Origin of the sequence: Rhizobium phaseoli (assembly GCF_010668805.1) — a bacterium.
Lineage (GTDB): Bacteria > Pseudomonadota > Alphaproteobacteria > Rhizobiales > Rhizobiaceae > Rhizobium > Rhizobium phaseoli_A.
The window spans coordinates 89,737-111,857 of the sequence record NZ_WUFT01000005.1; the positions used below are offsets into that span (position 1 = coordinate 89,737).

The 22,121-nt window shown below is 61.0% G+C and carries 22 protein-coding genes and 1 pseudogene; 7 read left to right on the plus strand and 16 right to left on the minus strand.

Annotated elements, in window-relative coordinates; translation table 11 throughout:
• Positions 1-26 precede the first annotated feature (26 nt).
• From abc-f to GR197_RS09315, 4 genes and pseudogenes are all read right to left on the minus strand, one after another.
• Positions 27-1,910, minus strand: a complete 1,884-nt coding sequence (gene abc-f / locus GR197_RS09305; protein ID WP_164008732.1) for a ribosomal protection-like ABC-F family protein — start codon at positions 1,908-1,910, stop codon at positions 27-29.
• Between the two features lie 108 nt (positions 1,911-2,018).
• Positions 2,019-3,101, minus strand: coding sequence for a GGDEF domain-containing protein (locus tag GR197_RS09310; RefSeq protein WP_246724524.1), 1,083 nt, complete (start codon positions 3,099-3,101; stop codon positions 2,019-2,021).
• 335 nt (positions 3,102-3,436) lie between these two features.
• A complete protein-coding gene (locus GR197_RS32860) occupies positions 3,437-3,649 on the minus strand; it encodes a DUF6719 family protein (protein WP_432444198.1) in 213 nt (70 codons plus the stop codon).
• A 91-nt stretch (positions 3,650-3,740) separates the two neighbouring features.
• Positions 3,741-4,249 (minus strand): annotated as a pseudogene (locus tag GR197_RS09315) (DinB family protein).
• Between the two features lie 138 nt (positions 4,250-4,387).
• On the opposite strand from GR197_RS09315, the gene GR197_RS09320 reads away from it, so the two are divergent.
• On the plus strand, positions 4,388-5,077 hold the full coding sequence (locus GR197_RS09320) for a glutathione S-transferase family protein (protein ID WP_164008736.1): 690 nt from the start codon (positions 4,388-4,390) through the stop codon (positions 5,075-5,077).
• Between the two features lie 93 nt (positions 5,078-5,170).
• On the opposite strand, the gene GR197_RS09325 is transcribed toward GR197_RS09320, so the two are convergent.
• Positions 5,171-5,470, minus strand: a complete 300-nt coding sequence (locus GR197_RS09325; protein ID WP_164008737.1) for a hypothetical protein — start codon at positions 5,468-5,470, stop codon at positions 5,171-5,173.
• Positions 5,471-6,123: 653 nt separating this feature from the next.
• Between GR197_RS09325 and ndk the strand changes: the two genes are divergently transcribed.
• The gene (ndk, locus tag GR197_RS09330) at positions 6,124-6,546 is read left to right on the plus strand and encodes a nucleoside-diphosphate kinase (protein WP_007626369.1); all 423 of its coding nucleotides are present in this window, start codon (positions 6,124-6,126) and stop codon (positions 6,544-6,546) included.
• A gap of 88 nt (positions 6,547-6,634) precedes the next feature.
• Here the strand turns inward: ndk and GR197_RS09335 are convergent, their stop codons facing one another.
• Complete coding sequence (locus GR197_RS09335; RefSeq protein WP_164008739.1) at positions 6,635-7,138, minus strand: hypothetical protein; 504 nt, start codon at positions 7,136-7,138, stop codon at positions 6,635-6,637.
• Positions 7,135-7,680: a CGNR zinc finger domain-containing protein gene (locus GR197_RS09340; protein ID WP_164008741.1), complete on the minus strand. Its 546-nt coding sequence runs from the start codon at positions 7,678-7,680 to the stop codon at positions 7,135-7,137. Before GR197_RS09340 ends, GR197_RS09335 begins: the two co-directional genes overlap by 4 nt.
• A 65-nt stretch (positions 7,681-7,745) precedes the next feature.
• Here GR197_RS09340 and GR197_RS09345 point away from each other — a divergent pair, with 65 nt between their 5' ends.
• Positions 7,746-8,642 carry a branched-chain amino acid ABC transporter permease gene (locus GR197_RS09345; protein ID WP_164008743.1) on the plus strand — a complete coding sequence of 299 codons (897 nt, stop codon included), beginning with the start codon at positions 7,746-7,748 and terminating at the stop codon, positions 8,640-8,642.
• Here GR197_RS09345 and GR197_RS09350 read toward each other — a convergent pair whose 3' ends face one another.
• The 5 genes from GR197_RS09350 to GR197_RS09370 all read right to left on the minus strand — a co-directional run bounded on the left by GR197_RS09350 (position 8,643) and on the right by GR197_RS09370 (position 13,225).
• Complete coding sequence (locus GR197_RS09350) at positions 8,643-9,104, minus strand: molybdenum cofactor biosynthesis protein MoaE (RefSeq protein WP_164008745.1); 462 nt, start codon at positions 9,102-9,104, stop codon at positions 8,643-8,645.
• Positions 9,105-9,365: 261 nt separating this feature from the next.
• Positions 9,366-9,620 carry a molybdopterin converting factor subunit 1 gene (moaD, locus tag GR197_RS09355; RefSeq protein WP_164008747.1) on the minus strand — a complete coding sequence of 85 codons (255 nt, stop codon included), beginning with the start codon at positions 9,618-9,620 and terminating at the stop codon, positions 9,366-9,368.
• Entirely contained in the window at positions 9,617-10,207 is a 591-nt protein-coding gene (gene pgsA / locus GR197_RS09360) for a CDP-diacylglycerol--glycerol-3-phosphate 3-phosphatidyltransferase (protein ID WP_164008748.1), read from the minus strand. Before pgsA ends, moaD begins: the two co-directional genes overlap by 4 nt.
• A 211-nt stretch (positions 10,208-10,418) precedes the next feature.
• Positions 10,419-12,461, minus strand: coding sequence for an excinuclease ABC subunit UvrC (gene uvrC, locus GR197_RS09365; RefSeq protein WP_164008750.1), 2,043 nt, complete (start codon positions 12,459-12,461; stop codon positions 10,419-10,421).
• On the minus strand, positions 12,458-13,225 hold the full coding sequence (locus tag GR197_RS09370) for an SDR family oxidoreductase (protein ID WP_164008752.1): 768 nt from the start codon (positions 13,223-13,225) through the stop codon (positions 12,458-12,460). Before GR197_RS09370 ends, uvrC begins: the two co-directional genes overlap by 4 nt.
• 365 nt (positions 13,226-13,590) lie before the next feature.
• Between GR197_RS09370 and GR197_RS09375 the strand changes: the two genes are divergently transcribed.
• The gene (locus GR197_RS09375; RefSeq protein WP_164008755.1) at positions 13,591-14,226 is read left to right on the plus strand and encodes an outer membrane protein; all 636 of its coding nucleotides are present in this window, start codon (positions 13,591-13,593) and stop codon (positions 14,224-14,226) included.
• A 103-nt stretch (positions 14,227-14,329) separates the two neighbouring features.
• Here the strand turns inward: GR197_RS09375 and GR197_RS09380 are convergent, their stop codons facing one another.
• A complete protein-coding gene (locus tag GR197_RS09380) occupies positions 14,330-14,926 on the minus strand; it encodes a glutathione S-transferase (protein WP_164008757.1) in 597 nt (198 codons plus the stop codon).
• Positions 14,927-15,028: 102 nt separating this feature from the next.
• Positions 15,029-15,916, minus strand: coding sequence for a 23S rRNA (adenine(2030)-N(6))-methyltransferase RlmJ (locus tag GR197_RS09385; RefSeq protein WP_164008759.1), 888 nt, complete (start codon positions 15,914-15,916; stop codon positions 15,029-15,031).
• Positions 15,917-15,932: 16 nt separating this feature from the next.
• Here GR197_RS09385 and GR197_RS09390 point away from each other — a divergent pair, with 16 nt between their 5' ends.
• Both GR197_RS09390 and GR197_RS09395 read left to right on the plus strand, forming a co-directional pair.
• Complete coding sequence (locus GR197_RS09390) at positions 15,933-18,137, plus strand: molybdopterin-containing oxidoreductase family protein (protein ID WP_164008761.1); 2,205 nt, start codon at positions 15,933-15,935, stop codon at positions 18,135-18,137.
• Positions 18,134-18,724, plus strand: a complete 591-nt coding sequence (locus tag GR197_RS09395; protein ID WP_164008763.1) for an NUDIX domain-containing protein — start codon at positions 18,134-18,136, stop codon at positions 18,722-18,724. Before GR197_RS09390 ends, GR197_RS09395 begins: the two co-directional genes overlap by 4 nt.
• 70 nt (positions 18,725-18,794) lie before the next feature.
• Here the strand turns inward: GR197_RS09395 and GR197_RS09400 are convergent, their stop codons facing one another.
• Positions 18,795-20,093: an FAD-dependent oxidoreductase gene (locus GR197_RS09400; protein ID WP_164009111.1), complete on the minus strand. Its 1,299-nt coding sequence runs from the start codon at positions 20,091-20,093 to the stop codon at positions 18,795-18,797.
• 4 nt (positions 20,094-20,097) lie between these two features.
• Positions 20,098-20,718, minus strand: a complete 621-nt coding sequence (locus GR197_RS09405; RefSeq protein WP_246724527.1) for a PadR family transcriptional regulator — start codon at positions 20,716-20,718, stop codon at positions 20,098-20,100.
• A 226-nt stretch (positions 20,719-20,944) separates the two neighbouring features.
• Here GR197_RS09405 and GR197_RS09410 point away from each other — a divergent pair, with 226 nt between their 5' ends.
• Entirely contained in the window at positions 20,945-22,114 is a 1,170-nt protein-coding gene (locus GR197_RS09410; protein ID WP_164008765.1) for an alpha-D-ribose 1-methylphosphonate 5-triphosphate diphosphatase, read from the plus strand.
• Positions 22,115-22,121 lie beyond the last annotated feature (7 nt).

The following is a 22,121-nucleotide window of genomic DNA, read 5'->3' on the forward strand; positions in this document are numbered from 1 at the left end:
CGCCACGCTTTCTATAAAGCCTGTGGCTATCCCGCCATTGCTTCTTCGTATTCGGCCGAAAGCATCAACCAGTCTTCCTCGGCGGCAGCCAGTTTTGCCGCAGCCTCGCCGCGCTGCTTTACCTTTTCGGCGGCCTTGGCCGGCGTCTTTTCGTAAAGGGCCGGATTTGCAAGTTCTGCGTCAAACGCCTGAATCTGTTTCTCCAGCTTCGCCGTCAAGGATTCGATTTCGTTGATCTTTTTCTTGAGCGGCGTCAGCGAGGCGCGACGTTCGGCATTGAGCTTGCGCTGGTCGGCCTTCGATGTCGCGTCTTCAGCTAGCTGCGGCTTTTCTTCTTTTTTTTTACCTGAACTGACGATGAGGTCGCGATATTCGTCCATATCGCCTTCGAAGGTCGTCACCGTGCCGCCATTGACCAGCCACAGCCGATCGACCGTCGCCTCGATCAGATGGCGATCATGCGAGATCAGGATGACGGCACCTTCGTAATCGTTCAGCGCCTCGATCAGTGCCCGGCGGCTGTCGATGTCGAGGTGGTTTGTGGGTTCATCGAGGATCAGCAGATTGGGCGCATTGAAGGCGGCAAGCCCCATCAGCAGGCGGGCTTTCTCGCCGCCGGAAAGATCCTTGGCGGCGGTCGCCATCTTTTCGGTCGCAAGCCCCATCTGGGCGACGCGGGCGCGCACCTTGGGCTCCGGTGCGCCGGGCATCAGCCGGCGCACATGCTCCACCGGCGATTGCTCAGGGATGAGGTCGTCGAGCTGATGCTGCGCGAAGAAACCGATTTTCAGGCTCGGCGCCAGCTTCACTTCGCCGCTTTCCGGCGCCAGCCGGCCGGAGATGAATTTGGCGAAGGTCGATTTGCCGTTGCCGTTCGAGCCGAGCAGGGCGATGCGGTCGTCATTGTCGATGCGCAGGTTGAGGTTCTTCAGGATCGGATTGCCGGGCTCGTAGCCGACGGCGCCGCTCTGGATCGCGACGATCGGCGAGGCCGGCTGCTTTTCCGGCTCGGGAAAAGTGATCGGCTGTACGTGATCCTCGATAACCGCGGCGACCGTACCCATGCGCTCGAGCGCCTTGACGCGCGATTGCGCCTGCCGGGCCTTGGAAGCCTTGGCTTTGAAGCGATCGATAAAACCCTGCAGATGTTTGCGGGCCGCGTCGTTCTTGGCCTTGGCCTTGGTCTGCAGCTCGTCGGCTTCTGCTTTCTGCCGCTCGAACTGGTCGTAACCACCGCGATAGAAGGTCAGCTTCTTCTGGTCGAGATGGACGATCGCATTGACGGCATTGTTCAAGAGGTCGCGGTCATGGCTGATGATGATGACGGTGTGCGGATAGCGCCGGACATAGTCTTCCAGCCATAGCGTGCCTTCGAGGTCGAGATAGTTGGTCGGCTCGTCGAGCAGCAGCAGATCCGGCTCGGAAAACAGCACGGCGGCAAGGGCGACGCGCATGCGCCAGCCGCCTGAGAAGGAGGAGGCCGGGCGGGCTTGCGCCTCTTGGTCGAAGCCGAGGCCGGCAAGAATGCTCGCCGCGCGCGCTTCGGCCGAATGCGCGTCGATATCGACGAGGCGCATCTGGATTTCGGCGATGCGGTGCGGATCGGTCGCCGTCTCCGCCTCGGCAACGAGGGCCGCGCGTTCCTTGTCGGCTGAAAGCACGATCTCGATCAGGGCGTCTTCGGTCGCGGGTGCTTCCTGCGCCACCTGGCCGATGCGTGCGGCCTTCGGCATCGACACCGACCCGGTCTCCGAGCCGAGATCGCCGGTGATGACGCGAAACAGCGTCGACTTGCCGGCGCCGTTGCGCCCGACGAGCCCCGCCTTCGTGCCTGAAGGCAGCGAAATGCTGGCATTGTCGAGAAGCAGGCGCCCTGCGATGCGGGCGGAGATATCGGTGAGCGTGATCATGGCCGGCGTTTTGGCCGAAAGCGCCCGCCAAGGCAAGAGCGCTTGTTCCGCGGTAGCCCTATCTGGCAGCAAGAATGCGTGTCCCGCGGGAGCGTGTCGTCCACGACGTTAGTGTCCGAAAGCTTGCACCGGCCGTCGTGGATTGGACTGGGCGGCGAGAAGCGCCACCCGGGCATTGGCCTGCAACTGGCCGGGCGTTGCCGCATCGGTGCTGAGCGCCACGCCGATCGAGATGGTCAGCCTGCCGCGATCGGCGTTATCCGAGGTTGCGAAGACGAGATTGTCCTCGACCGAGGCGCGCAGGCGCTCGGCGATCGTCAAGGCATCGTGCATGCCGACATTGGCAAACAGCAGCGCGAATTCGTCAGCCTCGGTGCGGGCGACAAAGTCGTTCTTCTTGACCGACTTGCGGAAAAGCCCGGCGAGCTTCTTCAGCAGCTTGTTGCCTGCCTGGGCGCCGTATCTTTCATTAAGATCGGAAAAATTGTCGATATCGACCATAACAAGCGCGCTGCCGGCAAACCCCTCTTCGCGCTCATAGAGATCGGCTATCTCCCGGTTCAGCGCGATGCGGTTCGGAAGCCCGGTGATCCTGTCGGCGACGGCGGCCGATTGCATCGCCGAAATGCCGCGTTCCAGCATTTCCAGCCTCTTGATGTCATCCTGCAGCTTAGCCGCGATCTCCGTCTCCGCCGACAGCGCCGTCGCAAGTGAGGCGGAGAGGTAGTCGACCTCGCCGATGAAGGCGGCGAGGCTCTGGTCGTCATAATTGGAAACCGATTTCAGGATCGTGCCGCAGGCGCGTGCAAACACGTCCTTGTGCCTCAGCCCTTCGGCAAGCTTGTCCGCTACCTCACGCAGCATCCGGCTCGCCTCGTTCCGCGACGTCTCGCCCGCCAGCCCGCAATGGCCGACGAGGCGGTATTTCAGCCCGAGTTCGTCGAGCATCGCCTGTTGCGGCTGCGGCCCGAGTGCGGCGATATCCTGCGCAAGACCGGCATTCAGCCCGATAATCGCCTCGTGGAAGATTTCGTAGTTGCGCGGCAAGGCGACGACGTTCAGGCGCGCCAGGTGCTGGGCGATCTTCTGAATGTCGGCCATAGGCCCTGGGCGCGCCGTCTCGCGCGGCACCAATGCGTTTGCGCTTGCATTCTGCATGACGATCCCTCGCAGCCCGGCTTTTCCGTTCATTCCGCTATGCCTGCAAGGCTTTAAGAGAGGTTGAATTTTGGGGCGGAAGCCCTGAATTCGAGGCGAAACCCGCAAAGGCGGTTAATGCCGTGTTGATCGCAAACTGTTTCCCGCAAGATCACAGTCGATAACCGGGAGGATCTGGGAATTGCCGGGAAATGACGATGAAGGCCTTTGACCGGAGGGCTTCTGGTAGGCTTCGCGGCGAGGGATGTGACAACAGCGGCGCAAGATCAAATGGCACCTCTGCTGTGGACAGAAGTCCTCGGCGCCCCTTTTTTCGCTCTTGGCGACATTTTATTATCCAGTCGGATGGGGCAACTCGTACCCTTAGGTCAATGAAATTTCGGAACGCATTCGATTTCATCAGGCTGATCAAGGCGACCACCGACCACCAGCTTCATCTCCATGGGTGGGCAGGAGCCGTCTGTGACAATGACCTGTTGCCCTGGCCTGAGCGCTCCCTTTTCTGGTACCCTATCCACGGTAGGAAACCCGCAACTGACAAGCGTAAACAAAGACAATATGAGCACACCAATACGCGTCATTTTAGTTTTCTCTCACTTTGACCGCACCGTTGTCATCTAATCTTGCCGGAAGTGCCATTTATTTTTGCGCGCTACACTGATCGCAGAGACCTCACATCCACTCGCGGCCCTCGCTCCGCAGGAAGTAGATGAGATCGAGACTGAGGCTCGGTTTGCCGAGCGCCGTCAGCGTCATGTGGCACTGGCCGCGATGATGGCTCTGGTGGTTGAAGAGGTGCGCGAGCGCTGGCGACAATGGCTGGGTGATCTCGATCGGCTGCGTCACCGGCACGTAGGTGAAGTCGGCGGCAAGGGCTTTCTCATCCAGCATGCCGGTCCAGGCAATGATACGCTCGTCCTCAGCCTTGCGTGCGGTTGCAAGCGCATCGAATTCCTCGAAGAGCACGGCATCAAGTGTCGCTGGCGCGTCGCCGGTGCCGGTGAAACGCTTCATCCATATCCGGTCGGCGACGAGCAGATGATTGAGCGTGCGGTGCAGCGACCCAAAGAAGGCGCCGCGGTCGCTGCGGAATTCCGCGTCGCTGAGTTCAGCCGCCGCCGCATAGACTTGGGCGTTGGCCCAGCGGTTATAGGCAGCAAACATCTGTAATGTCGGAGCATTCGGTCCTCCCCGTGTCTTGTCGCCAATTTAGCCCGTTTCCCCAGAAATCGCAGTGATGGCGCCATGAAATTTCCTGATTTGATCGCCGGTGTTTTCTGTCGTGGAATGGTCAGAGCTGTGACCTCGAAAGGACCGTTATGACCCGAGCCCTGTATTCCCTCTGCGGCGCCGACGAACGACGCTTCTTCTCGCCCCATTGCTGGAAGGCGGTGATGGCGCTGGCGCATAAGGGGCTGGATTTCGAGGAGATCCCGACGACCTATGCCCGCATCCGCGCAATCGGCGGCGGCGTCTCGCAGACCGTGCCTGTCCTCGACGATAACGGCCGGCTGATCTCCGACAGTTTCGACATCGCCCTCTATCTGGAGGAGGCCTATCCCGAGCGGCCCTCGCTCTTTGGCGGTGAGGGCGGCAAAGCGCTGTCGCGGATGGTGGAAGGCTATTCGCAGATGATCATCCATCCGGCGATCATGCGGATCGCCCTTCTGGACATTCATGCGAACCTCGACGACGGAGACAAGGCCTATTTCCGCGAGAGCCGTGAGGTCAGGCTCGGCAAGCCGCTGGAGGTCATCGCCGCCGACAGCGAAGCAGAGAAAGCCGCCTTCGGCGCCAAGCTGGAGCCGCTCCGGCACATGTTGAAGTTCCAGCCCTTCATCGGCGGGCAGACCCCGCTCTTTGCCGACTACATCGTCTTCGGCGCGCTGCAATGGCTGCGCGTCTCCGCCGGCCTCGCCATGCTGGCCGCCGACGATCCTGTCATGACCTGGTTCGAACGCTGCCTCGATCTCCATGAAAGCCGCGGCAGGACTGTGGCAGCGGCGTGAGATTGCCCCGGTGGCGGGCATCAAATGATGCGACGGCTAAAGCTTCATTGGCGTTCAGGCTGGCGCCACATCATCAACGCGGATCTGGGGGCGTTAGCGCAGCGGGCTAGGCCTTCCGAAGGCACGGCCTACCATCGATACGATCGCGTTTGCTGCCGAAGCGACAATAGAAGGCTTTCGAACGATGGGGGGCAGCCTCATTTCCAAGCGCTGCTGAGCCGTAAGCGATACGGTATCGACGAGGGTCCACGCATCGCCGATGGCAACATCTATCAATCCGAGATCTGCTGCCGCTTTGACGACGTCATCATCCGCAAGGCCGACACCAGTAACGCGGCCTCCTTCTGCAGCAATAGTGGTCAAAAGCTTATCGATTTCCTGCGAATATGACACCTTGCGCCCCCCAGCACCTCACTATCCCAGCGCACCAAGTAACAGCTTGTGAAATACTCGTAAATCGCACGTGACGTTGGTCATAGAAAGAGACCAAAAATGGTCTGCCAGGTTGAACCTTGCTTCACACTATCATCAGGCGGTTCGACGCATCCAACAACCTGAGAAGGACGAACTTCTATCAGGTATTACAAAATGTCGTCTGGCCAAGCGCCAGTTGCGACAAGATTGGTGCTCTGGCTTGTTTTTCTCCATGAGAGGATTCAATACTTAACGACTAAGAAAATAATTTTTGTGGCTCGTTTCGAACGAAAGTAGTATTTCCACCAATACGCTCGTAGCGGTGCAGTTAGTCTCCCGTCGCCAAGTTTCCGAGGGTTGTGTGGTCGCAGCGGTCCCTTGGTTGCACTCGCACGTGGCGGAAGCTCGTTGCCGCGCCTACATAGCCTTCAAGGCGCGGCCGTTTCCGTTGCCATTCGATCTTGCGCGAAGTGCCATTCGAATTCACGCGCTACAGCTACACACGCCTCGATCGTCACCAAACCCGCAACAGCACTGTGACAGCGGCGTGAAATTGCCGTCGACCTCTTGTTTTCGGGCGGTGGGGCGGGTAAAGACCGCCCACTTTTCCCGAGAAAACAAAGGATTTGACTATGGCGATTGAACGCACCTTCTCGATGATCAAGCCGGATGCAACCAAGCGCAACCTGACGGGCGCCATCACCAAGATGCTCGAAGATGCCGGCCTGCGCGTCGTCGCCTCCAAGCGCGTCTGGATGAGCCGTCGCGAAGCTGAAGGCTTCTACGCCGTTCACAAGGAGCGTCCTTTCTTCGGCGAACTCGTCGAAGGCATGATCTCCGGCCCGACCGTCGTTCAGGTTCTGGAAGGCGAAGGCGCCATCCTCAAGAACCGCGAAATCATGGGCGCGACCAACCCGGCAAACGCTGACGAAGGCACGATCCGCAAGGTTCATGCCCTGTCGATCGGCGAAAATTCCGTTCACGGCTCGGATGCTCCGGAGACGGCTGCCCAGGAAATCAAGTACTGGTTCTCCGATACCGAAGTCGTCGGCTGAGGCCACGCTTCTGCATTGGCTCGCAATGCCTTGAATTGACTCTCGAAAGCCGGGGCCTTGCTCCGGCTTTTTCTATGCCAGGCCTTGTCTATGCCGGGCACTTGTCGGTATTCGAAAAATCGACGCTGCCGTCAGGCTTGAAGACCTCCGGGTTCTTGTCATAAAGCGCGCCGAGGACCAGCGGCTTGCTCGGCAGCACGGTCTGGTCGAGGTCGGACCGGAACTGAGTCTTCAATTCCTGCAGCACCTTGCCGTCCTTGTCGACCAGCCGAACACTGACGGAATAGGGACGGTCCTTGCGCACGCAGTGCAGTTTTTCGCTCTGCAGCGCAATTTTGTCGTCGATCGGATAGATTTTCTGGTTCAGCACCAGGGGATCGCCGCCTTGAGGATTTTCGAATTCGGCGATGATGAGAGAACCGTCGGGGATTGGCCCCGTCTTCTTCAGCGTCAGCAGATAGGTAGCGCTCGCCACCCGATAGTTGAAGACGAAAAGGTGGCCGGTGACTTCGACCAGGTTTTCGGCCTGGCGCTGGCAGGCGGACAGCAGAAGGCCAATTGTTGCTGCCGTCAGGATCAGATATTTCCTCATGGGGTCTCCTCCTTCTTGCGGCGATAGTGCCGGTTCGCCTTGGCGCGGTTGCCGCAGACCGCCATGTCGCACCAGGCGCGGCTCCTGTTCTTGCTGCGGTCGATGAACAGCCAGCCGCAATTGCCGCAGACCTTCATGCGCTCCGGCTCCGGCATGGCGACCAGCCGCAGCACCGAATGGGCGGTGGCCGCGGCCACGCTGCCGGGGCTTGCCTCGCGCAGCACTTTTGCCAGCGCCTCCAGCAGACCGGCCAGCAATTGGTCGTCGCCGCCATTCAGTATACGCTTGCGGAAATAGCGGTCGATCGCTTCCCGCAGCGCGAGGAAATCCATCTCGTTTTCCGCCGCCACAGGCGTGATGTCGCCAAAGAGGGCCCGTTCGGCGCAGAATTCGGCAGCGGCGCGCGGAAAGTCCTGCATCTGGTCCCGAACCGCGAAGCGGTCGATCCGCCGCATTGCATCATGGCGCAGCACGACGCTGTTGGCGACATCGAGCGCCAGCGCGCCGCCGGCAAAGCGGTGAGGGGTCCAGGAAAAGCTCATGGTGAAATTATAACTGGTGAAATAAGTTTTACCAGTTATAATTTTGATGACGCGGAGTGTCTGGAATGGCCTATCTTCTGCAGCAGCTGGCGAATGCGGTTCCGCTCGCCGCTCTCTATGCCGCGCTCGCCTTCGGTTATGCCGTCGCTTTCGGCGTGACGAAGCGGGCCGATATCACCTATGGGGCGATCTTTGCTTTCGCAGGCCAAATCCTGCTGCTCTTCACCGAACTCGCTTTCAACCGCTTCTGGCTGGTGCTGCCGGCCGCCCTTGCCGTCGGCGCTTGCGCTTCCATCGTCTATTCGCTGGGGGCGGGCCTGTGGATCGGCCGCTCGATCATGCTGCCGCTGGTCAGCAAATCGCCGAATACGGTGATCGTTGCCGCCCTCGGCATCATGATCGTGCTGATGGAGACCGCCCGGCTTGCCGCCAATACCCGCACCATCTGGTTGCCGCCGTTCCTGAACGATACGGTGATCTTCTGGAGTGACGGCGCGTTCAAGGTAACGCTCACCTATATCCAGCTGATCGACACGGCGCTGATGTCAGCCATCGTCGCTGTTGGAACGCTGATCCTCAGGCGCACAGCCTGGGGCCGCATCTGGCGCGCCGTCACCGACGATCCGCTGGCCGCCGAACTCTGCGGCACCAGCGCCAACCGTGTTTTCCTTGCCGCCTATGCGGCAGCTAGCCTCGTCGCCGCGATCTGCGGCATCCTCGCCACCTTCTATTACGGTTCGATGGATTTCGGCGCCGGCCTGATGTTCGGGCTGAAGGTGCTGCTGATTGCGGCGGTCGGCGGCTATTCCGATCCGTTGCGCTCGGCCGGCGGTGCTGCCGGGCTCGCCGTCGTCGAGACCATGTGGGGCGCTTACGGCCCCTTCGTCTGGCGGGATCTGGTCATCTTTTCGCTCCTCGTCCTGCTCTTGGTCATGAGCCGCAGGGAGCGCGTGGTTCTCTGATCACTTCCACTTGTCGCGCGCCGCATCGTCGGCGTCTCTCGCCGCGACCCAGTCGCCGGTGGCGCCATCCTTGCCGTGCTCCTTCTTCCAGAAGGGGGCTGCGGTCTTCAGGAAATCCATGACAAAATTGGCGCCGTCGAACGCCGCCTGCCGGTGCGGCGCGGCTGCAATGACCAGCACGATATTCTCGCCCACGGCAATCTTGCCGTAGCGGTGGATGGCGGTGAGGCCGAGAAGTCCGAAACGGGTAACGGCGAGTTCGCCGATCCGGGCCATCTCGGCTTCGGCCATGCCGGGGTAATGTTCGAGTTCGAGCGCGGCGAGCGTGCCGCCGTCATCGCGGCAGAGGCCGGAGAAGGTGACGATGGCGCCGATGCCGGGTTTGCCCTTGGAGAGGTGGTCGACCTCGGTTTGAAGGTCAAAGTCCTCGCGCTGGACGCGGATGGTGGGGGGGAGGGTCACGGCGAAATCCTCCGCTGCTTTGACGCAACTGCAAAGAATACGGAAAGGGCGTGCCGTGGAAGCCCCCCTCTGGCCTGCCGGCCATCTCCCCCACAGGTGGGGAGATCACGAGTGGCGCGACCTTCCTGCTCCCTTAACGTTTCGTTGGGCTGAAACGTTGATTGTTTGGAGGAGCCGGTGCCCCCAGCCAATCTCCCTCCTTGTGGGGAAGATGTCCGGCAGGACAGAGGGGGGTAGCGACACGGCACCACCATCACTGTCTCATCCCCCCGTCATCGGCGGAAATATCCCGATCTCGCGCGCGCCTGATATCGGCTCGTCATGTTCGACATGCTCCATGTCGAGCGCCACGCGGATCACCTCGGGATATTGAAGTGCGGTCTCATATTCTTCGCCCAGCGTCTTCAAATGATTCAGGAGATCGGTAACAGTGACGACGGAGGAGGGGAGGTCGATCTCCTCCTCGCCCTTGCCGATGCGTTCGCGCACCCATGCGAAATAGACAAGCCGGGTCATTCCTCGTTATCCACGATATGTTTCACCCCGGCGCGAAAATAGTCGTAGCCGGTATAGATGGTCAGCAGCGCGGCGATCCACAGCAGTGCGATGCCGGTCTGCGTCGTATAGGGGAAAATCTCGTCTCCGGCCGGGCCCGCGAGCAGGAAGGCGATGGCGACGAGTTGCAGCGTCGTCTTCCACTTGGCTATCCGCGTTACCGGCACGCTGACCTTCAGCGCCGCCAGATATTCGCGCAGTCCCGATACCAGGATCTCACGGCAGAGAATGGTGATCGCCGCCCAGATCGACCAGCCGGCAATCGTCTGGTCGGCCGCGACCAGCAGCAGGATCGAGGCGACCAGCAGCTTGTCGGCGATCGGATCGAGCATGCGGCCGATATTCGACGTCTGGTTCCAGATGCGCGCGAGATAGCCGTCGAGGAAATCGGTGATCGAGGCGATGACGAAGATCCACAGCGCCACCCAGCGCGCCGTGTTGCTGATCGACAGCTTACCCTCGATGAAGAAGCAGAGAACGATCAGCGGCACGGCGAGGATCCGGCCGTAGGTCAGAAGATTGGGAATGCTGTACGCACGCGATGCCATGGGATCGTTTCTCTGAATTGATGCGCCGCTACAGCGCCGCGCGGCTTTTCAGACGCGCAAAGGACGCTGTAACACTTTGAACCTGCGCATCGTGCTTTCCAATCGATTCCGATTTTCGGGCCGATGCGGTAGATGACGGCTTTGGCTGTGGACCGTCAACATTCTTTCTGTCTTTTCACTGCCTTTGCGTGGAATTTGCGACGGACACCGGTTATTTCGCGGCGTCGTCGTGGAAATGGTTATAGACCTGCTTGGCGACGGCTTCCGATATGCCTTCCACCGTCATCAGGTCGGAGAGCGCCGCGCGCGAAACCGCCTTCGCGGTGCCGAAATGCTGGAGCAGCGCGCGTTTGCGCGATGGCCCGATGCCGCCGATCTCGTCGAGCGGGTTCTTGATCATTTCCTTCTTGCGCCGTGCCCGGTGCGAGCCGATCGCGAAACGATGCGCCTCGTCGCGCATGCGCTGGACGAAATAGAGCACCGGATCGCGCGGCGGCAGCGTAAAACTCTCGCGCCCCGGCGGGAAGAAGCGCTCGCGCCCGGCATCGCGGTCAACACCCTTGGCGATGCCGATCGCCGTCACGCTGTCGGTGATGCCGAGCTCGGTGAGGATGGCGCGTACCGCGGTCATCTGCCCCTGGCCGCCGTCGATCAGGATTACATCGGGCCAAGCCGGGAAGGGCATGTCGGCGGCGTCGGGCGCGGATGTCTGCGCCGTCCGGTTGGGAATGCCTTCATCCTTGATCAGCCGCGAGAAGCGCCGCGTCATCACCTCCTTCATCATGCCGAAGTCGTCGCCGGGGGTGATGTCGGTCGATTTGATGTTGAACTTGCGATACTGGTTCTTGACGAAACCTTCCGGCCCCGCGACCACCATGCCGCCGACGGCATTGGTGCCCATGATATGCGAGTTGTCGTAGATCTCGATGCGCTGCGGTGCATAGGCAAGCCCGAACGTCTCCTTGAAACCTTCGAGCAGCCGCGATTGCGATGCCGTCTCGGCGAGCTTTCGCCCATGCGCCTCGCGGGCATTGCCGACGACATGGTCGACCAGATCGCGTTTCTCGCCACGCTGCGGCACCAGGATCGAAACCCTGTGAGCGGCCTTCTGGCTGAGTGCGGCCGCGAGCAGTTCCATCTCCTCGATCGTTTCCGACAGCATGATCTGCTTCGGTACCGGCTTGTCGTCGTAGAACTGGGCGAGGAAGGCATTCAGCACTTCGGCGCCGGAAAGCTGCGGATCGGCTTTGGGGAAATAGGCGCGGTTGCCCCAGTTCTGTCCGGTGCGGAAGAAGAACACCTGGATGCAGGAAATGCCGCCTTCGTGATGAATGGCGAAAACGTCAGCTTCCTCGACGCCGGCCGGATTGATGCCCTGATGGCTCTGCACATGCGAAAGTGCCGCCAGGCGGTCGCGATAGATCGCCGCCCGCTCGAAGTCGAGGTCCTCGGCCGCCTGGTTCATGGCCTCGGCCATATGCGACTTCACCTTCTGGCTCTTGCCGGACAGGAAGTCCTTCGCCTCCTGCACCAGTTCGCCGTACCCCCCGTCGCTGACCTCGCGGGTGCACGGCCCGGAACAGCGCTTGATCTGGTAGAGCAGGCAGGGCCGGGTGCGCGTCTCGAAGACGCTGTCGGTGCAGGTGCGGATCAGGAAGGCGCGCTGCAGCGAATTGATCGTCCGGCCGACCGCGCCGGCCGAAGCGAAAGGTCCGAAATAGTCGCCCTTTCGCGCTCTCGCACCGCGATGCTTGAAAATGGCCGGTGCCCGATGGTCGCCGGTGATGAGGATATAGGGGAAGGACTTGTCGTCGCGCAGCAGCACGTTAAAGCGCGGCCGCAAGCGCTTGATCAGATTCGCTTCCAAGAGCAGCGCTTCGGTTTCGGTGCGCGTCGTCACGAATTCCATGTTCGCCGTCTGCCGCACCATCTGGGCGATGCGGTTGGAATGCACGCGGCCGACGGCGTAATTGCCGACGCGCTTCTTCAGGCTGCGTGCCTTGCCGACATAAAGCACGTCGCCCTCGGCATTGAACATGCGGTAGACGCCGGGGGTGTTCGGCAGCCGCTTGACGAATTCGCCGATCAGTTCCGCGCCGATCAGCCCGGTCTCGTTGACGCTGCCCGCGTTCCAGTCGACCGCAGTCGCAAGCGGGGCGGCGGCGGAAACATCGCCTTCCACCTCGATATCGTCTTCGCTCTCATCCGTATCATCGTAGAGAACGCCGCCATCCGGCAGCTTCCGTCCGTTCATTCCGTAATCTCCGCCACATCGGGCGTCTGCCAGGCGAGGTGCTGGCCGCCGTCGAGGGCAATCATCTGGCCGGTGATCGAGGGCGTGTCGAAGAGAAAGCGAATCGTCTGTCCGAACTCGCCGAATCCCGGCCCCGCCTTCATGATAAGCCCGTCGATCTGAGCCTGGAAGTCCTCTTCCGACTGTCGCGCGCTACGCACCGTCGGACCGGGGCCGATGGCGTTGACGCGCATCTTCGGCGCAAAGGTCTGCGCCATGGTCTGCGTCGCCGTCCAGAGTGCCGCCTTCGAAAGCGTGTAGGAATAGAAGCCGGGGTTGAGCGCCCAGACCCGCTGGTCGATAATGTTGACGATCAGTCCGTTCGCATCGTCGGGCAACTGTTCGGCAAAGGCCGCAGCGAGAATCGAGGGCGCCCGCACATGGATGTCGAAATGCTGCGCCCATGCCTGCGCATCGAAACTGCGGGCCGAATCCTGGCGGAAAACCGATGCGTTGTTGACAAGCAGGTCGAGGTTGCCGAGCGCCTCGGACGCCTTTGTGAGGAGCGCGCTTGTTTCGCCGATATCGGTAAGGTCGGCCTCGAGCGCGATCGCCCGATATCCCTTCTGCCGCAATTCCGCCGCCACCTCTTCGGCTTCACCGATGGAGCCGTTTGCGTGGATTGCGACGGAAAAGCCATTTGCAGCAAGGTCTTCGGCGATTGCCCGGCCTATTCTTTTAGCGGCCCCAGTTACAAGGGCCGTGCGAAGTCTTTTGTGGTTCAAAATCCTGCCTTCTGATCCCGCGAGTCTGTCTGCTGACTATATAGGCGCGGGCGGAGATTATATAAATAGGCCGTTGCGGTTGCCTCCGTGAGCAGGATATTCTATGTATTATTTAATAATGCGATTTCTTAAAATAAGTATTTTAAGATTAACTCTTCGGTAGGGTTAATGAAGTGTATGTTGCTTCAAAGCAACATCGAATTTCGGCCATGCGGCAGCCACAATGATATCACAATTTGGCTCTTTCAAATCCGCATTTGAGTTCCAATTTCAGTCTCGATCCGGAAGGGACATCTGGCAATATCCCGCCAATGCTTCACTGATAGACAGATGGCAAGCGAAGCGGGACTGAAAGGAGACTAAGTATGCGTGTACTCATTGCTGGCCTCATGGCCTCCGTTTTTGCAATTGCGGGCGTCTCGGCAGCTCAGGCGGCCGATGCCGTCGACCAGGTTCCGGAAGCACCGGTCGCCCAGGAAGCCCCGGTCAAGCCGGCCGGCAGCTGGGAAGGCTTCTACCTCGGCGGCGCCGGCACCTACAACATGGGTGACTTCGGTTCCGACCGCCACACCTATGGTTTCGGCGGCCAGGTCTTCACCGGCTATAACTGGCAGCAGGGCCAGATCGTTTATGGCGTTGAATCCGATCTCGGCTACAGCGGCGACGACGTCTCCTCGGGCGGCGTCAAGAACAAGTATGGCTGGAACGGCTCCGTCCGTGGCCGCGTCGGCTACGACATGAACCCCTTCCTGCTCTACGGCACGGCCGGTCTTGCCCTCGGCGACGTCAAGGTTTCCGACGGCACCTCGGATGAAAGCAAGACGAACTACGGCTATACGGTCGGCGCCGGTGTCGAAGCTTTCGTGACCAACAACATCACGACGCGCTTGGAATATCGCTACACCGACTACCAGAGCAAGGACTACAACCTCGACTCCGGCAGCTTTTCGCGCGGTTACGACGAGAACAGCGTCAAGCTCGGTATCGGCGTCAAGTTCTAAGCCGAACAGAACCCTCCAAGCATGGAAAAGCCGGGCACATCGCCCGGCTTTTTGCTGCTCGCCTGTTGTTGCCAGGCGCGCAAGCCTTACGAGCCGACTGCTCTCATCCCTGGGCTTTCAGTTCGCTATGGGCGGGGAATTTCTTGTCGAACTGCCGCAGCCAGTCGACCAGCGGCGCATGATCTGCTTCCCACTGGTCCTTGAAGCGCAGGTCGAGATAATCGAGCGTCGCGGCCAGCGCAAAATGCCCGCCATTCAGCTTCTTGCCGAGTTTCGGCAGATCGGCGCTGAGGTGAGCGAGCCCGCTCGTCGCCTTCTTCCATTGCCGATCGATCCAGGGCTGGTGGACCTTTTCCTCGTCGCGGAAGCGCCGCTCGTAGATGATGGCGAGCAGGCAGTCACAGATGCCGTCGCAGAGCGCCTCGAGGATTTCCGCATCCGTGCGCTTGCCCTTCTTCGAAGGATAGAGCCTGCCCTTCGTCAGCCGGTCGAAATAATGCATGATCGCCACGCTGTCGTATACCGACACTCCGTCATCGGTCAGCAGGGTCGGGATCTTGCCGAGCGGATTGTTGTCCATCAGGATCGCCGGTCCGGTATTGGTGTCGACCCGGATGGCGTTCACCTCCAGGCCGAGAAAATGCGCGGCCATCCGCACCTTGTTGGAATAGGGCGAGGCGGGCGAACAGAGCAGCTTCATGGGATACCTGATCAGATTGTGGACCTGCGGGCGGATTATTCCCGAAGCTAGCGCATAACCCCGGAAATCGGAATCAATTTCCGGACAGGATTATGGGCAAATTTAAGATTCTCGCGTTCGGTCATCGTCCTTTACCGCCTTGGTCTCGCCGCGCAGCCAGAAGGCGCGGTGCGAGGCGAAACGGTCCTGCGCCAGATGGTCCTTCAATGCCGGCAGCAATTGGTGCAACTCGTCCTTCAGCGTGAAGGGCGGGTTGACGATGACGAGGCCTGAACCCGTCAACCCGGTGATGCCGCGGTCGCTGCGGACAATGAGTTCGGCGCAAAGCATTTTCGGGATGTCCAGCGCCTGCAGCGTCTCATGGAATTCCTTGATCGGCGCACCCTTCTTCAGCGGATACCACAGGCAATAGGTGCCGCCGGGAAAACGGCGATAGGCCTTTTCCAGTCCCTCGGCGAGGCGCTGATATTCGTCCTCTTCCTCGAAGGGCGGATCGACGAGCACGATGCCGCGTTTCTCCTTCGGCGGCAGATGCGCGCCGAGCGCCAGCCAGCCGTCGAGCTCGGTGATGCGGGCGTGGTGATCACCCTCGAACAGCCGATGCAGCCTGACGAAATCCTCGGGATGCAATTCCATTGCCGACAACCGGTCCTGCGGCCGGAACAGCAGGCGCGCAAGTTTCGGCGATCCGGGATAGAAGCGCACGCCGCCCTCAGGGTTGAGTTCGCGGATGGCTGTAAGGTAGGGCTCCAGCAGTTCGGAAACCTGAGGTCCGAGATCGGCCTCCATCAGCTTGCCGATGCCTTCGAGCCATTCGCCGGTTTTCTGCGCTTCTTCGGAGGAGAGGTCGTAGAGCCCGATGCCGGCATGTGTGTCGAGCACGCGGATAGCGCCATCCTTCTTTTGCATGTAGCGGATCAGCCGCGCCAGCACGGCATGTTTCAGCACATCGGCAAAATTGCCCGCGTGATAGATGTGGCGGTAGTTCATTTTCGCTGATGTCCGTATGAATTCGCGTCATGGCAAAGTTTTGTGGCTTTTGGCCGTGCAAGCCTTGGAATATACAAATGCCATGAACATTGCGACCCCCATCCACGCCAAATCACCTAAGCCGGACACCAGGGTGGGCCACACGGCCTGTCCGCACGACTGTCCCTCCACCTGCGCGCTGGAGGTCGATATAACCGAGGATGGCCGCATCGGCCGCGTGCGCGGCGCGAACGATCATTCCTACACCTCGGGCGTCATCTGCGCCAAGGTCGCCCGTTACGCCGAGCGGCTCTATCATCCCGAGCGGCTGATGCATCCCTTGCGCCGCGCCGGCGCCAAGGGGGCAGGGCAGTGGCAGCAGATTTCCTGGGACGATGCGCTTGATGAGATCGCCGAAGCCTTCGTCAAGGCCGAGGCGAGGGACGGCAGCGAGGCGATCTGGCCCTATTTCTACGCCGGCACCATGGGCTGGGTGCAGCGCGATTCGATCGATCGCCTGCGTCATGCCAAGCGCTATTCCGGCTTTTTCTCGTCGATCTGCACCAATCCGGCCTGGACCGGCTTCACCATGGCGACCGGCACGCTGCGCGGCCCCGATCCGCGCGAGATGGGCCGCACCGATTGCGTCGTCATCTGGGGCACCAACGCGGTCTCGACGCAGGTCAACGTGATGACCCACGCGATCAAGTCGCGCAAGGAACGCGGCGCGAAGATCGTCGTCATCGACATTTACGACAATCCGACGATGAAGCAGGCCGATATGGCCTTGATCGTCAGGCCGGGCACCGATGCCGCTCTCGCCTGCGCCGTCATGCACATCGCCTTCCGCGATGGCCATGCCGACCGTGACTATATGGCGCGATATGCCGATGATCCCGCGGGCCTGGAAGCGCATCTGAGAGCGAAGACGCCGCAATGGGCGGCCGATATCACCGGCCTTGCGGTCGAGGAGATCGAAGCCTTCGCCCGCCTCGTCGGCACGACGAAAAAAACCTTCTTCCGCTTGGGCTATGGCTTCACCCGCCAACGCAACGGCGCGGTCGCCATGCATGCGGCGGCTTCGATCGCCACCGTTCTCGGCTCCTGGCAATATGAGGGCGGCGGCGCCTTCCATTCGAACAGCGATATCTTCCGCCTGAACAATGCGGAACTGACCGGCCGGTCGATGAAGGATGCCGATATCCGCATGCTCGATCAGTCGCAGATCGGCCGCGTGCTCACCGGCGATGCTGTGGCGCTGCGCCATCGCGGCCCGGTGACGGCCATGCTGATCCAGAACACCAACCCGGTAAACATCGCCCCCGAGCAGCGCCTCGTCAGACGCGGCTTTGCCCGCGACGACCTCTTCGTCGCCGTGCACGAGCAGTTTATGACCGAGACGGCTGATATCGCCGACATCGTCATCCCGGCGACGATGTTCGTCGAGCATGACGACATTTACCGGGCTGGCGGCCAGAACCACATCCTGCTCGGACCGAAGCTGGTCGAGCCGCCGCCGAGCGTGCGAACCAATCTCTTCGTGATCGAGGAACTGGCCAAACGCCTTGGCGTCGCCGATCGACCCGGCTTCGGTTTTTCTGCCCGCGAGATGGTCGACCGGATCCTCGAAACGAGCGGCCTGCCGGGTTACGACCATTTCCTCGAACAGAAATGGTTCGATCGCCAGCCGGCTTTCGAGGAGGCGCATTATCTGAACGGCTTTGCCCATCCGGATGGCAAGTTCCATTTCCGTCCGGACTGGATCGATCAGCCGGCGCCGAACAAGCCGCCGGCGGCGATCGGCGCGCTCGGGCCGCATGCCGAGCTTCCTGTATTCCCCGATCAGGTCGATGTCATCGAAGTCGCCGATCGCGAGCATCCCTTTCGTCTCGCCACGTCGCCCGCCCGGAATTTTCTGAATTCGAGCTTCTCCGAGACCAAGACGTCACGTCAGAAGGAGGGCCGTCCTGAGGTGATGATCAATCCGGCCGACGCCGAAGCCAACGGTATCGGCCATGGCGATCTCGTCCGCATCGGCAACAGCCGCGGCGATCTGCGCATCCATGCCCGGATCACCACCGAGGTGAAGCCTGGCGTGTTGATCGCCGAGGGCCTCTGGCCGAACAAGGCGCATGTCGACGGCGAGGGTATCAACGTCCTCACCGGCGCCGACTCGGTCGCGCCCTATGGCGGGGCGGCAGTGCACGATAACAAGGTCTGGCTTCGCAGGGACGCAGAATGATGCAGCCGAAATCACGGGTGAAGATCGTCAGCGCGGAAACGCTGTCGAATGGTTGGACAAAGCTGAGCAGCTATCTGCTTGACTATATCGACCGCAAGGGCGCCACCCAGCGCTTGAAGCGGGAGGTCTATCACCGCACGCCCGCCGCCTGCATCCTGCTGTATGATCCGAAGCGCGATCTCGTCGTTCTCGTCCGCCAGTTCCGCCTTGCCGTGCATGTGAACGGCGATGCGGCCTGGATGATCGAGGTGCCGGCCGGCCTTCTCGATGACGACCACCCCGAACAGGCGATCCGCCGCGAGGCGATGGAGGAAACCGGTTACCACCTGCGCGATGCGCGTTTCCTGTTCAGATGCTACCCGTCGCCGGGCGCCGTCACCGAAGTCGTCCACTTCTTCGTCTCGCTGATCGACAGCGCCGACCGCGTCGCCGAAGGCGGCGGCCTGGACGAGGAGCACGAAGATATCGAGGTTCTCGAAGTCCCGCTCGACGAAGCCGCCCGGATGATCGAAAACGGCGAGATTTTCGACGCCAAGACGATCATGCTGCTGCAATGGGCCGTGTTGAACCGGAATAATCTTCGATAGCGGATGCGGCAATCGACGCCTCGTTCGCCAAGTTGCCTCCGGGGCGATCCCGGGGTGACCCGCGATCGTCTTAGTTTTCGCCGCGAACTCGCATCATCTGCCGAAAGGCACGTCGCTTTAAGACAGGTGTTGCGTTGATGATGCGCATGACGCCGCGCATGGCAGCGAGCTGGACTGTGCCGACGATCGGCCGATGAGCGGGATGGCTGGCATCCATATGCTTTTTCGATTCTCGTACTGCTTCGGTACTGTAGCGAAGCATTTCGGCTTCATAGGCGTGTATGGCTTCCACGAGCGGCTTTTGTCCTCGATCCGCTGCGACCAGCATATGCCCAAGCAGAGCGGCATCGCGAAGCGCCGTATTGGCGCCGGCGCCGCGTCCGGGTGTCATCGTATGGACGGCGTCGCCGAGCAGTGTGATGTTCGAACTCGTCCAAGGCGTCAGCGGCACGGAAGTCCTGACCTTGACGTCGTGGATGGCCGCGGGCTCTGTCATACGGATGAGCGCGCGCAAGTGCGGATGCCAGTCCCGAGCAAGTTCCAGGCCCAGCTCTCTCAATTGTTCGCCACTGAGGCCGACCGTATCCCGCGGGCAATTCTGCCGAGCCCCCCAGATGCCCCAGCCGATACTGTCCTCGTCGAGCGCTTCGACGAAATCCGGCCAGCGAGCGGCAAAATCAGGGTCGCTGCGGCGGTGGGCGAACTCGAGCGAGTGAATAATCGCGCCGAAACCCATCGGCGCCATAATCATCGACATGCCTTTCAGCATCTTGTCCGACAGCAGAGCTTTCGCCTCGACCGTCATGGGAATTTTGCCCCCGAGCGACACGATCCCCGTGTCTTCCAGACGCGCTTCCGGCAAGTATTGCCTGCGCACAGCAGAGTTGGTGCCGTCAGCACCGACCAAAACATCTCCCGTCGCGAGACTTCCATCCTGAAAGCAAGCGGTGACCGAGCCGTCGGTGTTACGTGTGTACCCCTGAAGCGCTTTGCCGAAGGAGACGTGGTCTTCAAGCCCCCTGAGCAGAACCCGCCTCAGCGTCTTTCGAACGACGTTCTTTTCACCGTCAAGAGCATTCGGAGCCGCATCACCGATGTCGAAACTCAGCACTTCACCAAGCTGTTCCGTCAACATGTTGAAATAGCACGGCGACCTGGCGCATGTCGCAAGATAGAGGTCGTAGAGTTCGCTGGGTATACAGGCCTTTAGCGCTCGGCTCCCAGCGGGGCTGATACCGACGCGATAGCCACCGGTGTCGGCGTTCGGTGTGCTGTCGCGCTCATACACCGCAATGCGAACGCCAGCCTGTTTAAGCAGATGAGCGAGCGCCAGACCGCCAGTCCCGGCGCCGATAATCAAAACCTTCATGGTGCTAGTCCTTGTCGGGTTTGGAGTGGGTGGAGAACTCGACGGCAATCTGCCTCAGCCACTCGTCTGTCCAGGTGTTGCGCCCGGCGCGCAGGTCCCCGACGACGCCATTGATCCAAGACAACTCGGTTGCGTGAAGCGCTCGGAGATATTCCATCTCGAGCAGGAAGAGCCTTGGTACGGCCTGCGCTTCCAGCAGGAGCCCGTCGATTCGGCGAAGTTCCGACTCGATGGCTTTTGCCCGGTGCTCAAGCAGGCCCAACACATCGTTCGGCGTCAGCAGAGCAAGAAATGATATGGCTGCGGGGAATTCCGGATATTCCCGCGTCAAGGTCGACAACATCTCGCGGATCCATGCCAGCGCGACGTCGCGGCCCTTCTCGGTGATCTCGTATACGGTCCGCTCGGGACGCTTGTCGTCCCGGACTGTTTTCTGCTGGGCGATCAAAGCCTCGCGTTCGAGCCGATGGATGGTTTGATAAAGGCTCGCCCTCTGGGTGATATTGATCACCTCATCCTTGCCGCGCTCCTTGATGAGCCGCTGCATCCGGTAAGGATGCAGCGGCTCTTCCATGAGCATTGCAAGGACAGCGAGCGCGACTGGAGAGCGTTTGATAAAGGTCATAGTCATGTTAATACTAGTCATACTATAACTAGTCAATATGATTGATGCCTTGATTCGTGGGTGGGTACTGGGTTTGGTCCACGATCGTGAGTTCGGTGCACCCGACCAATTCCAAAGCGCAAGTTTCCCCTTTAAGGTGACTGGGCTCGAAAGTTCATACGACTGTCACGAAGCGGTTCTATCCGCTGCGTTCTGTCAATCATCGGATGCGGTCAGGAGAAAGCCCATGTGGCTCAGCAATTTCACCCTCGTTCTCCCAAACGAGGTGGTGAGTGAAGGTTCCGTGCGTGTTGAGGACGGCGTCATTGCCGAGATCAGGCCGGAGCCGGTTGCCGGGGCGGCAATCGATGGCGGCGGGCGATTGCTGATGCCCGGATTCGTCGATCTGCACGGCGACATGATCGAGCGCGAGATCGCGCCGCGGCCGAACGCGACGATGCCGATCGATTTCGGCATCCACGAACTCGACAAGAAGCTCGCCGCCGCCGGTGTCACGACGGCCTTTGCCGCCGTCTCCTTCGCCACCGAAAGCGTCTACGGGCACGTCCGCTCGTTGGAGACGACCTCGGCAGTAATCGAGGGAATCAACCGCCTGCGCGACAATCTGCTGATCGACCACCGCGTCCACGCCCGCTACGAAATCACCAATGTCGGCGCCGCTCCGGCGCTCGAGCGCCTGTTGAATGCCGATCAGATCGACATGGTTTCACTGACCGACCACACGCCGGGCCAGGGCCAGTACAACAACCTGCAAAGCTACATCCTCAGCATTTCCGAGCGCCGCGCCGTCTCCGAGGAAATGGCCGCCGAGATCGTCGCCAAGCGCATAGCCATGCGCAACAACCCCGAGATCGAAGCCAAGCTGAAGGAGATCGTCGCACTGTCGCTGAAGCACAAACTGTCGCTTGCCTCGCATGATGATGACAGCGTCGAGAAGGTCGCCGAAATGCACGATCTCGGCGTCACCATCAGCGAGTTTCCGGTGACGGCACCCGCCGCCGAAGAGGCACGCCGCCGCGGCCTCTGGACGCTGATGGGCGCGCCGAACGCGCTGCGCGGCCAATCGATGTCGGGCAATCTCAGCGCGCTGGATGCCGCAAGGGCCGGCCTTTTGAGCGTCATCGCCGCCGATTATCACCCGGCCGCCTTCGTGCCCGGCATCTTCAAGCTCGCCGACATGGTGGAAGGCGCCCTGCCGGCCGCCGTCGCCATGGCGACCGGCAATGCTGCCCGCTCCGCCGGCCTCCTGGACCGCGGCGAAATCGCCATCGGCCAGCGCGCCGATCTGGTCGTGGTCGAGCCCGGCGACATCAACCGCATCCGCGCCACCTTCCGCGCCGGCCGCTTCGTCTATAGCGACGGCACTCTGCATCCTTTGCGCGCGCTGGCGGCTTAATACGCTG

What these genes read in the sequence shown, in the direction of transcription:
- GR197_RS09400 (WP_164009111.1), bottom strand. Translation starts at nt 20,093, where the DNA reads ATGAAGGTTTTGATTATCGGCGCCGGGACTGGCGGTCTGGCGCTCGCT.
- GR197_RS09390 (WP_164008761.1), top strand. Translation starts at nt 15,933, where the DNA reads ATGAATTCGCGTCATGGCAAAGTTTTGTGGCTTTTGGCCGTGCAAGCC.
- GR197_RS09345 (WP_164008743.1), top strand. Translation starts at nt 7,746, where the DNA reads ATGGCCTATCTTCTGCAGCAGCTGGCGAATGCGGTTCCGCTCGCCGCT.
- pgsA (WP_164008748.1), bottom strand. Translation starts at nt 10,207, where the DNA reads ATGGCATCGCGTGCGTACAGCATTCCCAATCTTCTGACCTACGGCCGG.
- ndk (WP_007626369.1), top strand. Translation starts at nt 6,124, where the DNA reads ATGGCGATTGAACGCACCTTCTCGATGATCAAGCCGGATGCAACCAAG.
- GR197_RS09375 (WP_164008755.1), top strand. Translation starts at nt 13,591, where the DNA reads ATGCGTGTACTCATTGCTGGCCTCATGGCCTCCGTTTTTGCAATTGCG.
- GR197_RS09405 (WP_246724527.1), bottom strand. Translation starts at nt 20,718, where the DNA reads ATGACCTTTATCAAACGCTCTCCAGTCGCGCTCGCTGTCCTTGCAATG.
- GR197_RS09380 (WP_164008757.1), bottom strand. Translation starts at nt 14,926, where the DNA reads ATGAAGCTGCTCTGTTCGCCCGCCTCGCCCTATTCCAACAAGGTGCGG.
- GR197_RS09335 (WP_164008739.1), bottom strand. Translation starts at nt 7,138, where the DNA reads ATGAGGAAATATCTGATCCTGACGGCAGCAACAATTGGCCTTCTGCTG.
- GR197_RS09310 (WP_246724524.1), bottom strand. Translation starts at nt 3,101, where the DNA reads ATGAACGGAAAAGCCGGGCTGCGAGGGATCGTCATGCAGAATGCAAGC.
- GR197_RS32860 (WP_432444198.1), bottom strand. Translation starts at nt 3,649, where the DNA reads ATGACGCGTATTGGTGTGCTCATATTGTCTTTGTTTACGCTTGTCAGT.
- GR197_RS09385 (WP_164008759.1), bottom strand. Translation starts at nt 15,916, where the DNA reads ATGAACTACCGCCACATCTATCACGCGGGCAATTTTGCCGATGTGCTG.
- GR197_RS09410 (WP_164008765.1), top strand. Translation starts at nt 20,945, where the DNA reads ATGTGGCTCAGCAATTTCACCCTCGTTCTCCCAAACGAGGTGGTGAGT.
- moaD (WP_164008747.1), bottom strand. Translation starts at nt 9,620, where the DNA reads ATGACCCGGCTTGTCTATTTCGCATGGGTGCGCGAACGCATCGGCAAG.
- uvrC (WP_164008750.1), bottom strand. Translation starts at nt 12,461, where the DNA reads ATGAACGGACGGAAGCTGCCGGATGGCGGCGTTCTCTACGATGATACG.
- GR197_RS09340 (WP_164008741.1), bottom strand. Translation starts at nt 7,680, where the DNA reads ATGAGCTTTTCCTGGACCCCTCACCGCTTTGCCGGCGGCGCGCTGGCG.
- GR197_RS09395 (WP_164008763.1), top strand. Translation starts at nt 18,134, where the DNA reads ATGATGCAGCCGAAATCACGGGTGAAGATCGTCAGCGCGGAAACGCTG.
- GR197_RS09320 (WP_164008736.1), top strand. Translation starts at nt 4,388, where the DNA reads ATGACCCGAGCCCTGTATTCCCTCTGCGGCGCCGACGAACGACGCTTC.
- abc-f (WP_164008732.1), bottom strand. Translation starts at nt 1,910, where the DNA reads ATGATCACGCTCACCGATATCTCCGCCCGCATCGCAGGGCGCCTGCTT.